The 14,699-nt window shown below is 51.6% G+C and carries 3 protein-coding genes; 1 reads left to right on the top strand and 2 read right to left on the bottom strand.

Annotated features, from left to right (window positions below):
- Positions 1–49: 49 nt before the first annotated feature.
- Entirely contained in the window at positions 50–1,252 is a 1,203-nt protein-coding gene (locus tag SH528x_RS27395) for a glycosyltransferase family 4 protein (RefSeq protein WP_442506624.1), read from the top strand.
- Positions 1,253–1,535: 283 nt separating this feature from the next.
- On the opposite strand, the gene SH528x_RS27390 is transcribed toward SH528x_RS27395, so the two are convergent.
- Together SH528x_RS27390 and SH528x_RS27385 are read right to left on the bottom strand one after the other, a co-directional pair.
- Entirely contained in the window at positions 1,536–1,796 is a 261-nt protein-coding gene (locus SH528x_RS27390; protein WP_442506623.1) for a hypothetical protein, read from the bottom strand.
- Between the two features lie 507 nt (positions 1,797–2,303).
- Positions 2,304–14,696 (bottom strand): golvesin C-terminal-like domain-containing protein, encoded by a 12,393-nt coding sequence (locus tag SH528x_RS27385; protein ID WP_442506622.1) that lies wholly within the window; start codon positions 14,694–14,696, stop codon positions 2,304–2,306.
- Between the last annotated feature and the right edge of the window lie 3 nt (positions 14,697–14,699).

Genomic DNA, 14,699 nt, shown 5'->3' with positions numbered 1-14,699 from the left:
CGTGGCAACACCTCTTGTTTTGCGGAATTCGTTGCAGCGTTAGCGTTCTTTGAAAATTCTATTTCTAAATCCGGTTGGGCAAGTGGGCGGCGCGGAGCGAGTCTTGCTTGCGACTCTGTCCCAAATCTTAAAATTGCGTCCCAAGTGGGAGCTGTCTGTCATTCTGTGTGAGGATGGCCCGCTCTTAGCGGCGATTGAAGCGTTGGGCATCACTGCTCAAGTATGTAAACTCCCCACCGCAGTATCGCTCTTTGGCGATAATAAACCTGGTCAAAAGACAACCAATATTCAAACGCATCGCCAGTTTATTGCGGGAGTTCGAGCGTTCGCCAGCATGCCGAGTTTTTTGCTGCGTTTACGAAAGTTGGTCGGACATGTTGATCCTGACATCGTCTACTCCAATGGGCTCAAAACGCATCTGATCTCGGCGGCGATTAAGCGTCGTCGCTTTCGACTCGGATGGCATGCCCACGACTTTTATTCACATCGGTCATTGGCGGCAAATTTATTGTCGGTGGCGGCAAATCGAGCGGACTTTGCCGTCGCCATCTCACACGCCATCCAAGACGACCTTCGGCGAATTTTCTCGTCTCTCAATGTAGCAACCGTCTACAATGGAATCGACTTGCACCAGTTCTGTCCGGGCCCGTCGTCCGCTCGATTAGACGAATTGTCGGGAACTAGGCCTCCGAGCGCCGATGTGGTGCGTTGCGGCTTAATCGCGACTTACGCTCGCTGGAAAGGGCAGGACACTTTTATCCGAGCACTTCAGCACGTTCCGAATCTACGCGGATACATTGTCGGTGGTCCTATCTATATGACCAGCGGGTCGCAATGGTCACGCAGCGAGTTGCAGCAAATTGCGCTGGAATGCGGAGTTGCAGATCGAGTCGGCTTCATCGATTTTCAAGCGGACCCTTCTCAAGTTTTTCGGGATTTGGACATCGTTGTCCATGCGAGTATTCAACCAGAGCCGTTTGGACTGACGATTGTCGAATCCATGGCCTGTGGTCGCCCCACGGTTGTTGCATCGGCAGGGGGGGCAGCCGAATTGTTCCGTGATGGAGTTGACGCATTAGGGCATCTTCCAGGTGACGTTCTATCATTAGCTGCTGCACTTCGGCGACTATCGGACGATCCCGATTTGAGATGCCGAATCGGGAAGTCGGCACGCCAGAGGGCGACAAGTCAATACTCGGTCGACCAATATGGTGAAGAGATGGTGTCCGTCTTTGAAAACGCGATCGTTTAAGTTGACTAAGCACCCATTCACAAGTTCCTTGTGATAATCAACCTTAGTGGTTGGTTCCCTCGTTCGAGTTTGTCACTTTTGGGAGGTAATCCGGCGAGCGTTGCGATTGGCTGAGCATAGCGATTTTATTGTCTCGCTCTGTGGGATCAAGCGACACCCACGATGACTGATCTTCCCAGCCTTTGCGGCGTAGGGTCGTCAGCATGTCCGTAAAGCTTGGCTCCTCTTTCCACCAGTACCACGGACGATGCGGGATTTGAAAATCCTGGTGTCCCTCGGTCGCTTACCACGCGATCGTCAGACTGTATAAGAACATCGCCATCGGTGCGGTGCGTTTGACTGTCTGCACTTTGCGATTCATTATGTCCTCAAAGCCAAGGTGCTGCTTGCAATCAAAGTGTGTTACTTCAATGGACCAGCGGAGCGAAAACAGCGACAAGATCTCACGAGGCTTCAAGTAAACGTTGGTGCAGTAGAATATCCGAGTCGGCCGATCACCGATGGTACCGGTGCCGAAGATTCCCAGCCCTCGTTTGCGACACACCGTGTCTTCGACCGAGAGGAAGATGATGGCCTCGGGACCGAACAGCGTGATGACAAAAAACTGAGCCCGTAACTTCCAAAGATGGTCGATGTCCCGGATCGCTAGAGAGCAGAATCGGTGGTTGTCAGTAAAGTGGCCGTTTGTAATTGAGTCGCTCTAGACGATCAGGTCGGTGACGTAGCGATGGCGAGTGGGAAAGTCCCCACCCAGTCATCATCAGTCGGAATGTTTGAAAGTTTGGCTCCGTGAAGACGGGCGAAAAGGAGCGCAGCAGGATTTCAGACGAATTGGTAGGTTCCATCTTGGGCGGTTTCCGTGCCTGGAAATTTGAAAGTTAAGTGGTCCACTTTCCCATTGTCACGGGCTGCTTTTTCCATACCAATAACAGTTCCGAAAAGTGCTAAACTGGAACTAAGACGCGGAAGTACTCTGGTTGAAACCCTCTCCGAGTTTAAACTATGCACTGGCTAGTGTGCTTGAATTGAAACCACGTCGCAGATTACATCTCTAAAACAACTCAAGAAACTCACGTTGAGAGAAGAGCAAATCCACGGATTCCTCCGCTGCGTCTTCCTGTTCGTCGCCGGCGCTCTGAAGCACTGTCAGTAGCTCCACCGTTTGCGACTTTTGCTCAGCCGGTGCGAGCAATTCTTCGAGAATTAATTCATCTTCAAAAACTACCTCTGCTGAATTGCGATCGTCAGGTGCGGAACTCAATGGAACGAGTAGGGCACTGGAGTGAAAGGATGGCAAGCTTGATGGCGTGCCCGCGATCCTCACTGCATCAGCAATGACGTACTCGTTCGCATCGTCAGCTAGTTCGATTCTCAGCGTACCGCTTAAGACCACGAATGTGCCAAGTTTCTCCCAGTTCAGACTGTCGGCAGTAAAGTCGTCTGCGGGGATCTCTTGGTTGACGCGAACGGTGGCCAGCAAGGTCGCGCCGTCGTAAATGCGATAGGGTGCATCAGTCGCTCGGTTGGCGTGAGTGTGCCAGCGGGTCGCGACATCGTATTCACCAGGAACAACATTGAACGTGTAGATCGCTTTGTCCGCACCCGTCCCAGCCGTGTTGTATTTATAGTTGCCTAGATAGTTAGCACCCACGTTGGTTCCCCAGTTGCCAACCTGGGTGTACCCCGGTGCCAATTGAGATTCGTCAATGATGTCAAAGATCGTTCGATGTACCGTGGTTACTGAACCACTGACGGTGAAGTTGAATGGATTTTCATTATAGTCGTTGTTGACCAGCGAGATCTCACCATTGAAAGTTCCGCCAGTGGATGTATCCAGAGAGACTGTAAATATTGCTGTCGCGGCGGGAGCCAGGATTGAAGCGGACAACGGTGTCGTGATCGAATAGCCAGTCGGAACTGTTAGCGTCCCCAGCGTCAGGTTACTGGTACCCTGGTTGGAGATCGTAAAGGTCTTCGAGACTGGGCTACCGCCAATCAAAACGCTGCCGAAGTCAATACTGCTGACCCCATCCACTAGGTTGATGCCACTTTCGGAAGCGGCGATTTCAGGAACCGGGATCGGCGATCCCGCGATTCTCACGGCATCAGCAATGACGTACTCATTCGCATCGTCAGCGAGTTCGACTCTCAGCGTACCGCTTAAGAACACAAATGTACCTAGATTCTCCCAGCTCAGACTGTCGGCGGTAAAGTCGTCTGCCGGGAGTTCTTGGTTGACGCGAACGGTGGCCAGCAAGGTTGCGCCGTCATAGATCCGATAGGGTGAATTGGTTGCACGGTTAGCGTGAGTGTGCCAACGCGTCGCGACATCGTATTCACCAGGAACAACATTGAACGTGTAGATCGCTTTGTCCGCACCCGTCCCAGCCGTGTTGTATTTATAGTTGCCTAGATAGTTAGCACCCACGTTGGCGCCCCAGCCACCAACCTGGGTGTACCCAGGTGCTGATTGAGATTCGTCGATGATGCCAAAGATCGTTCGCTGTACCGTGGTGACTGAACCACTGACGGCGAAGTTGAATGGATCTTCATCATAGTCATTGTTGACCAGCGAGATCTCACCATTGAAAGTTCCGCCAGTGGATGTGTCCAGAGAGACTGTAAATGTTGCTGTCGCGGCCGGAGCCAAGGTTGAAGCGGACAACGGCGATGTGATCGAGTAACCCGAAGGAACCGTTAGCGTCCCCAGCGTCAGATTACTGGTACCTTGGTTGGAGATCGTAAACGTCTTCGAGACTGGGCTACCGCCAATCAAAACGCTGCCGTAGTCAATACTGCTGACCCCAGCCACTAGGTTGATGCCACTTTCGGAAGCGGCGATTTCAGGAACCGGGATCGGCGAACCCGCGATTCTCACAGCATCAGCGATGACATACTCATTCGCATCGTCAGCGAGTTCGACTCTCAGTGTACCGCTGTGAATGACGAATGTACCTAGATTCTCCCAGTTCAGACTGTCCGCCGTGAAGCCGTCGGCGGGGAGTTCTTGGTTGACGCGAACGGTGGCCAGCAATTTTGCACCGTCATAAATGCGATAAGGTGCATCGGTTGCTCGGTTGGCGTGAGTGTGCCAGCGCGTCGCGATATCGTATTCACCAGGAACAACATCGAATGTGTAAATCGCTTTATCCGCACCCGTTCCAGCCGTGTTGTATTTATAGTTGCCTAGATAGTTAGCACCCACGTTGGTTCCCCAGCTACCAACCTGGGTGTACCCCGGTGCCGATTGAGATTCGTCAATGATGTCAAAGATCGTACGCTGTACCGTTGTTACTGAACCACTGACGGCGAAGTTGAATGGATCTTCATCGTAGTCATCGTTTACCAGCGAGATCTCACCATTGAAAGTTCCGCCAGTGGATGTGTCCAGTGAGACTGTAAATGTTGCTGTCGCGGCGGGAGCCAAGGTTGAAGCGGACAACGGCGTCGTGATCGAATAGCCAGTCGGAACTGTTAGCGTCCCCAGCGTCAGATTACTGGTACCTTGATTGGAGATCGTGAAGGTCTTCGAGACTGGGCTACCGCCAATCAAAACGCTGCCGAAGTTAATACTGCTGACACCATCCACTAGGTTGATGCCACTTTCTGACACGCCGATTTCCGGAACTGGGATCGGCGTCCCCGCGATCCTCACTGCATCAGCAATAACGTACTCATTCGCATCGTCAGCGAGCTCGACTCTCAGCGTACCGCTTGAGACCACGAATGTACCTAGATTCTCCCAGTTCAGACTGTCGGCAGTAAAATCGTCTGCCGGGAGTTCTTGGTTGACGCGAACGGTAGCCAGCAAGGTTGCGCCGTCATAGATGCGATAGGGGGCATCGGTAGCTCGATTGGCGTGAATGTTCCAGCGCGTCGCGATGTCGTACTCACCAGGTGCGACATTGAACGTGTAGATCGCCTTGTCAGTACCAGTTCCAGCCGCGTTGTATCGATAGCTATTTAAATAGTCGGTACTAACCTTCGGGCCCCAACTGCCGACTTGCGTGTAACCTGGTGCGGATTGCGATTCGTCAATGATTCCAAAGATCGTACGCGACTGAGTATGCGAGTAGGTTTCGTCAATGGACGGTTCGACGATTGCTAGCAGATTCCCCGCGGTATCCTGAATTACCGGTGCATTCAAATCTAGACCAACGACGCCGGTAAAGGTTGCGAGATCACCGCCAGTAACGGTGACATTGTAGGTGCTAGGTGTGACTTCCCCAACGGAAATTGTTGCGGTCGTACCGGTGACAGCGAAGTCCGACGCATCTACACCCGTGACGGCTTCACTGAAAGTGGCCAGGAACACGAGCGTGGCGGCGTTAGTTGGAGACGTCTCAGGTGTCTTGCGTGAGAATGAAGTTACGACTGGGTTGGTGTTGTCAACCAAGTAGGTCTCATCGGTAGCCGGTTGTGTACTTGGCAATGCATTGCCAGCTAGGTCGAAGATTATCGGAGCGGCAGCCAGATTCAGGTCAACGGGTCCGTTGAGGCCAGCCAAATCGCCACCAGAAACAGTGACTTCATACTGGCTGCTGGTGACCTGCGTCACGCCTACTGTTCCCGTGGTTCCGGCGACGACGAAGTCCGCCGCATCGACGTTGATGACTGGTTCGCTGAACGTAGCCAAGAACACCAACGTGTTAGCATTAGTTGTGCCGCTGGAGGGATTCGAACGAGTGAACGACACGGCAGGTGCTTGATCATCCACGGGTGTGATGATGATCGCGAACGTGTGGACGGCGGTCTCATTGCCTGCCAGATCTTTGACCGTGAAATTAAGGCTGTCGGCGATCGTATCGCTGTCATCGTGCTGGTAACTGATCTTTCCGTCGGTGATGTCCTGCTGCGTGAATGTGTCATTGACCGCCAGGACGGTTGCATCGCGTTTGATCTGTCCATTGGCTGGCAAGCCTTTGAGCGTGAAGATCAACGTTGCATCAGTGGAGTCGACGTCCGTGGCCGAGAGATGGGAGGCATTGATACCTAGTGTCGCTCCCTCCGGTAGCGTTGCGGAATTATTTAAAATCGTCGGAGTTTCGTCATCTTCTGCCGTGACATTGACCACAATTGACACGCTAGCGTCAGGAGAGTTGCCAACGCTAATGTCATCGACTGAAACAGTCACCTCAAGTACGGGGTTTGTCTCGAAATCAAGAATGGCACCAGGCTTAACAACGAGTACATTGCCTTGAATAGCGAACAACGCCGAATCCGTACCAGATAAGCTCAATATATTGGTTCCGAGTGCATCGTCCGCGATGACGATATCTGCAACGCGAATGGGGCTATTCGTGCTACGGGTTTCGGACAATGCGGTGACCGTGTTCTGCAATGCTATGGATGGAACTTCATTGACATCAGTTATCAAGATTGAGATCAATTCGGTGTCGTCAGGGGTGATTCCAACTGTCGGGTCATCAATCAATACGGAAACACCAAGTGAGGAAACCGTCTCGAAATCCAATGCCGTTCCGGCTTTCAAGTACAAGTCGTCATCGAAGACTTCGAACAGCGATGCGTTTGCTCCGCCAATGCTCACCGTGTTCGTTCCCAGTCCATCATCGCTAACGACGATGTCTGCGACTTTGATTCGGTTATTAACGTCTACGTTCTCGGGCAATGTAGTGAGTACATTCTGGAGAGCTAGTGATGGTGGTTGATTCACAACCACGGGTTTTCGAAGCTGAACGATGAATCCATCTTCGTTACCGGCGCTCGTCAAATTGATCGTGCCCGGATCAGGATCGAAATCTGCGGTACCACTAAACCAGCCACCAACGTTCACACGATCAGAATTGGTTACCGCGACCGCTTGCGGCTCAACCCCTCCTGCGAAGCCTTTCGTCCACTCAAGCGTCCCGGTATTAGATAGTTTGGCTATGGAGTCACCCACGAAATTCCCTGCCAAGTAGACATCTCCGTCATCCCCAATCACCACTTCCCGGGCGATCTCACTAGATGCGGCGTTTTCCAAAGAGGTCACCCACTGGAACCCACCATTGGAATCCCACTTGGTAACATATGCATCAAAGCCACTCGTGATCACTTGCGCCGTACCTGGTCCAGGATCAAAGTCGCCGCCACCGACAAAGCTAGCATAGAAGTGTTCACCAGCGATGTAGATGTCATCGTTCAAGTCGACGTCGATCGCACGTCCGCGGATCGTGTGGCTTTGAATTGTCTTGACCCACTGCAAATCGCCGGAACTAGAGTGCTTCGTAACAAATGCAGCAATAGCTCCACTGAACGTAACGTTGCCGCCACCTGTAAGCCGGTCGAAGTCACCTGCACCCTGGTACTCACCGACGGTATACAGCGAACCAGTGGAATCAATGGTCAAACCGTACGCCACATCGTCAAAGGGACTACCCATCGCACGTGCCCACACGAAATTGCCGGACAGATCCAACTTCAACAAGTAAGCATCCGTTGCCGATGCGTTAGGATTCGGACTGACGTTTGCAACCAAATTGTTCGTACCTGAGCCAGGGTCGAAATCCGTCGTTTCCGCAAATGTTCCCGTCAAGTATAGGCTTGAACCATTGACTTCGATGTCGTAGGGCTGATCTCGATCAGGACCACCAACAGACTTCACCCAAAAGATGCCGCCATTGGCATCGAGTTTCCAAATATAAGTGTCCTCGTACCCATTATTCCCTGTAGCAGTTGTCAGGTTCAACGTGCCCGATCCAGAATCAAAGTCAGCTGTTCCCCGGTATTCGCCCGTCGCATAAATGTTTCCGGCATTGTCAAGTGTGACAGCCGCACCAAGATCCGACGACGATCCGCCCGCAGCGCGTGCCCAAATAAGTGCACCATCCATATCAAACTTGGCAACAAAAGCATCGAAACTGCCATTGCTGGTCAAGTTCATGACGCCAACGCCGGGATCAAAGTCAACTGTCCCGAAGAATGCTCCCGTAGCAATGACATTGTCGGCTGAATCCACCTTGATGTCGTACACTCGAACGATACTCGGATCTGAAAACTGATTTGCCCATTCGAACACCAGGTCTGATGCCGCGACACCGAACGAAAGCACGTATGCGTCTTCGGTGACTTCACCAGCCGTGCCATCGGCGTCTTGATCTAGCTCATTACCACCTAGATCAAGCAAAGTGGGATTGATAGTCAGCGAGTAAGCGCCTGGCGTTGTTTGACGTGCAAACGAAGCTCGAAATTCCTGGTTGTCACTGCCGGGCACCGGCACAAGCGAATCGATTGTGATCGCACCGGCGGGACCGGTGAACGACGATATGTCACTGATCGTAAACGAATCGACATCGATGGGTTCATTGAACAAAACCGAAACGCTGTCAATTGATCCAAACACCGATGTCACCGGAATTTGCGAGATGATCTGTGGTCCGGTCACATCCACAATCATGACCTGGGCCGACAACACGTGCGAGTAGGCAGGAATACCATTGTCGGATACTTCAACAAAGACTCGAATAGGTCCGTTGATAAACGAGGAAGTATCAACATTAATCGACCAATCGATTCCTGACTTCGCGCCTGCCCCAAGCAACGCATCTTCACTATCAAACGAATTATTAGCGTTCGAATCCCAGAAAAACTCGACGTTCAACGGATCATTATTCGGATCCGTTACATTGGAAGCCAATAGCACCAGCGTGTCACCTTTGAAGGCGAACTCTGGCGTGACGAACGAACCGATCGTCGGCTGAACATTGTCCGATGCGATGATCTCTAGCGTTGTTGACGCAGGGGTACTCTCAAGTTGAAGTTCATCAGCGGCAACTGCGAATACAGTTGCAATTCCTAACGGCCAAGCAATCGTGGACGTCGAAATCGACCAATTATTTCCAGACTGCACACCCGGTCCAAGCGGCAAATCGTTGGCATCGAGTACTTGATTGTCATCTGTATCAAGGAAAAAGTTAACATCGGTTATCTCTGCCGAAGGATCATCGTCGCTCACATTTGTTGCGGTCAAAGTTGCGACACCACCCTGGATCGAGGTGACTGGCGCTGTAAGAGATTGAATTGTCGGCGGATTATTTGGAAGCACGCTTACAAAAACGTATTCAGCCAGACTTGTGAAACCAAACTTCGGTTGGACATAGGCAAAAACATTATTGACACCTAGAGGCCAATCGGACGTGTCGGCAGTTACAGTGAACTCCCCGTTCGGACCTTCACCGTTGTTGTTTAGCCCCGCCCAGTCGGTTCCGATATACTCTGTAGCAAACTGTATCTGCGCGTCTTTATTGAAGTCAGCGTAGAAGTGCACTCCGTCAAGCCCCTGGCCATTAATATTGGTGATTCCGCTCATCGACAATACTAAATTGCGGCCTTGGACCAGGGATTGATGCGACGCAACCAAAGGTCCTGCAACGGGAGAATTCGCATGCTGTGTGATCTGGATATCGAGTGAATAGTTTGGATTGCGTTCGTTTAACCCTCCCCCGCGTACAGCGACGACATATCGCCCGTCAGCCACTGAAGCACCGGGAGAGGTTGCAGTGTTCGCCACTTGCTCCGTTGAAAGCCCAGGCGTCCCCGTATTGTTGGAAAAGTCAACTGAATCAAAGGTGCCGTCCGGAAGCACTCGATAGAGTTCAAGTGTCAAGTTCCCAACAGGAACACCAGCACCTTGATACTCTTCCTTTGTGTACGTGATTGTTGCTTGAATCTGCTGAGCCTTACCAAGAACGTCGACGAAGAAAAAGTCTGGATCGTCCTCTACTAACGCAAGATTGGCGAGTTGATGACTGGATCCGCCTCCAAGGTTGTATGCCGTTTCAAGCGTGTCGTTGTTCTCGTACACGTCATCGGCAAATGGACCAGGAGCAAGCCCCAGGATGTTGACGGACGCAGAACTGATCGCGCTGTGCAATCCATGTCCATCGGTTGCTCGTGCAAGCACCGTCACAGGTCCATTGGGCCAGTTTGCGTTCGTGCGCACTTCGGCCGTTGCAACCGTACCGACGCGCGAACCATGGGCTAGATACAAATCTGTTTCATCCCATAGGCCGTTGTTGTTCGTATCAAGACGGAAGACAACTTCATTCACATTGTTGTTGTCATCAAGCACGTCCGTCGCTGTCAAGAAAACTTTTTCACCACGAACGACAGGCCCGCTCGGTGTGGCAGTGAAGTCGCCAATGACGGGCTCGGGTACGCTTGAGGTTGGAACAGGCGGTACGATTGTAATTGCGGCGTAGTCGATGCCCTCACCAAGCCCACGATTGTTGGCTCGCGAAATCTCATTAACTCGTCCCTGCGGGTCGATAATCGCACCAACGAAGAGCAGCCCGCTGTCGAATCCGGCAGGTGGCGAGCTAGGAAGACGAATTGTAGCACGACCAATCCCGTCTTCTTGGGGGGCAAGAAATCTCGCGCCTCGTGTCGCCAAAACATAGTCGTTTTCGCTAAACCCACGATTCTCCGACAAAACGATCTGATAGTTGAAATCTGGAGTCGTTACGCCGCCGACATTGGTGTATTCAAACAGTACATCAATCGCTTCTCCCCATTCGTATGAGTTCCTGACTGGATCGACGGTCAGTTGAACTCCCTTAAGGTCTGATCGCCCGTCACCTCCCTGCCCATCCGATGATGAAGGCCGGGGTAACCGAATCCAATCATGTCCTTCGCCAACATGCTTGTTGTTGTTTTCATTTGCCTCGCTTATATCGTTTTCTGCGTCAACAATCATTCGCACATACAATGCTCCGCCTGTATAGCCGATTGGAGCACTTGATGGCATTTGAAAGGATGCGTTTCCGCCACCGATCCTTCCAGAGGGCAAAGCTGCTAGGGGACGTATTCCTAGTTCGTGTTCAAAACTTGGTGATGTGGGATGGTTGCTGAGCAAGAAACGAACCGACGAGGTTGACATTGCATCGAGCCCGACATTCTGAACGTCGTATTTAAGATTAACCCGCTGTCCCCATGGGTACTGACTTAGTGCTGGAGACAACTCCAACCCAACACCAACAATATCTGGACCAGTAGAGGTCGCGCCGGCGTGAATCACTAGCGGTGTCGCATCACCGAGATCGTTATTGGCATCATCGTATTCAATAACATCATTGGCTGAGTCGACAAGCACGCCGATCCAATATTGCTTTCCGACATCCAGATTGCTGGGAAGTGTGATTGAACTTGTAAATCGATCCGTGCTGCGGCCCTGAACACCCGCCCGAATTACACTAGTTAGTTGAATATCACGGGAGCTAATATACTGGTTAGTGCTCAGCACGAAGGTCACGTCATAGGATCCGCTGACTGCTGTGCCATCGTTCGTGACTTCGGTATAGACCTGAACGTCGCTTCCCGCCTGAGCACTTATCGATGCGTTGACATACGTAGGGCGAAGATCGATCCGATCCGGGACTGGCGGCGCCGTAAGAGGCGCGGAGGAAAGAACAATTTCAGGATCATGCCAGGTAATGCTATTTCCATAGCCGTTAACTTGATAGCTATTGGCTGCCGACTGCGTAAATGCGTTATGGTGGTATCCAGGTCCAGCGACAGCACCAGCGTCGAGTCCACTTCGAATTTCGAAATGCAGATGCGGACCGGTGCTATTTACAGCGGTAGGTCCAACTCTTGCAATTCGCTGCCCGCGCGAAACTTGGTCAAATTTTGTGACTTCTGGTTGCACGTGCGCATAGAAAGAGTAAACGTCTTTGTCCCAGCCCCATTTTGTTGTCTGGTGCTTGACTATGACGACGTTTCCCCATGATGCCCCCGCATAACCAGAAAACGCAACCGTGCCATCAGCGACTGCATTCACGGGGGTATCGATTGCGGCTCCGTAGTCGACACCAAGGTGGCCGAGAACTGTACTCCCATTTGCGAGCGTTGTGCTCGCGTTAAACGAATGCGGGTTCGGTAGCCCAACGGCAGGATCTCCAATTGGGTACTGAAACCCCACGCCTGGGGAGTTGGGAAGTTCTGCCGACACAACCTGAATACGATCGGTACCGGCGTTATTACTGAACGTTGTTTCGGCAAAATTTCGATTAGGGTTACCCACGACCTGCAGGATGTAACTATCAGAAGCCGGCGTTGAGATAGGGATGGCCAGCTCAGTGTGTATCGCCGACAAGCTGTTGGCTGATACGACTGATGACGCCAATTCGATAGTTTGAAACTCGTTCCAAAGCACAAACTCAACGTCGAAATCTGGAACTTCACCTAGCCCGTTATTCTCAAAGGTAACGTCGACTGGCAGCACGCCTCCTGCGACCACGCTATTCGGAGAACTAAGCGACACGAAACTAAGGTCAGGTAACTGAGCAACCGATGGCGAACCAACTCGAACAATCGAGTCGGCGACAAGCGCATTGTTCCCCTCGTTTGATTCATTCACATCGCCATTGTTTGGATCGACTACGACTCCTAGGTAGTAGTCACCATCAGGAATGACAGTCCCTAGAGCAATGGTTATTTCCCGATCAAAAGACAATGAGTGTCCACTACTCAGTACTTCCATTAATTGCAGCGGACCAACGTGATAATCGGTGAGATCAATGGTCTGATCAGAGCTAAGTACTAGTTGCACAGTGAAGTCAGAAGCAGTCGCTGCGCCAGAATTCGCAACTTCTAACGCAACGTTTACAGAACCGCCAACTTCGACCGTCTGCGTTCGTGTTGCCAAACGCACGGGAACGAGATCAGGAGCCGCTGGAGTCGAGTCAACCAATGACAGCGATACGTTGTCGACCAGAACCTGGCCGGCACTAAGATAATTATTAAATAACTGTTTTGGGCCACTAAGCGAAAAACCTATCGTCGCAATCTGCCCACGAAGCTCGATGGGAATAGGAAACTCGAATGTGGTATGGGTCGATGTTAATTCGGACGGCTTGATATTAGCCAGTATAAAAGGACTGTCGCCAGCGGCATTGGCCATCGATACTGTAATCGTATGAGCATCATTCAATGCGTTTATTGTCTGGCCACCAACCACACTCCGCAGGTTGAATCGAAGGCTCTTCGCGACGTTCGGTACATAGAGAAAATTGTGAGTAAGCGTATCGATGCCGCCTTGTGCATTACTCAATACTCCTTCACCACTTATCACACTGGCAAAACCGCCACCATGTTGCGACCAGCCAGGAGCGATCACATTGGAAGAAAGATCCGCTAAATATGAACCGTGGGAAAAATCTCCGTTCGTCACATCAAGAGGAATGACTTGCGTTTGCCACCCACCTGCGTCAATATCACTCGCCACAAGTCCAATGGAATTTAGATTCGAATTATTTGGCTGACCATTAGTAAATAGAAAGTCAGAGCTGTGCGAGTGGTCCTGCAATGTTGAATAAAATGCGCCATTCGATCCTAAAACTGCTGGACGAGCCGGAGTGGATTGAGGATTGGCCAGACGACTTAGTTGATACCCATAGTTCGCAAATTCTGGCGCAGTTGGATTGATAACCGAGTCGAGATACCCCACCCATACCAGTCCGTGATCGTGGCTTGCCAATCCCGACGAATTTGAAATATTATCCAGCGTGTCCCCATCAAAATGTACGTTATAGGCCCCGGGTACGGGTCTCCCGCTTGGAACACCGACGCCAAGTGTGTTGTCGACAACTGCGCCCCCCGCACTCAATAGAAGTGCGAAGTCACCACTTGGATTTGGACTAGACGCACGTCTCTCGAGAAGGCTGCGAGTTTGGTAGTACACATCCGCAAATCCGACATTGTCCCAAACGGCAACACCGTACGAATCCTCGTTCCCAGTTGGAATAGATGGTTCCGCCAGAGTCCAAAGTTCTTGGCTTCCGTCGATCGGGATTCCATTCTCGTCGAAATCATGTGGATCAAGGTAGGTGACGTGGTCAACTGCAACATCGTACCGAGCGAAACGCTCGATCGCTTCGCTTGCTACTGCAGTTCCAAAACTGTGTGCGATGAAGTGGTAGTCCAAGTCGTTGGCCGCCTCTGGATTGACCAGACCAAGCCCAACCATTGTACTGAAAAGTGCATCACCAGCGGCTTCGCCCCAACCCGATGAATCAAGGCTTGACTCAGTTTGCCAATCAAATGCTAGAACAACTTCATCGAGATTGTCCCCATCTACGCCCGAAAAATGCTCGATCTTGAATGTAGGCTTAACGCCTGGCGCGGCAACTTGATACTCCACTAGGTATCCACCGTATTGGCTCACGATTTCCCTACCTATAGGAGTAAGGTAGTTCGAGTCGTCGCCTGAACCGTTACCCCAGGTAAAACCATGTGTCAGCACAGTGACACCCTCAATCGACGAGGCTGAACTTTGGTCTGCGGCAAAGAGGGCGTCTCTCGCGTCAGAAAGATCGAAGTATATATCCGCAGTCAGCAATTGACGCGGCTCAAGTGCCTCCATGACCTGAGAGCGAAAACGACGACGCTTTTGTTGGTGTTTTCGTGCAGAACTAACGTAGCGATTGAGCAGACGTGAAATTTTCATCGA

Origin of the sequence: Novipirellula methanifontis (assembly GCF_052161655.1) — a bacterium.
Taxonomy (GTDB): Bacteria; Planctomycetota; Planctomycetia; order Pirellulales; family Pirellulaceae; genus Novipirellula.
Note: the sequence above shows the minus strand (reverse complement) of the source record. Positions and strands in the feature narration are given on the sequence as shown.

Excerpts from the sequence above, each read along its gene's own strand:
- SH528x_RS27385 (WP_442506622.1), bottom strand. The coding sequence starts at position 14,696 with ATGAAAATTTCACGTCTGCTCAATCGCTACGTTAGTTCTGCACGAAAA.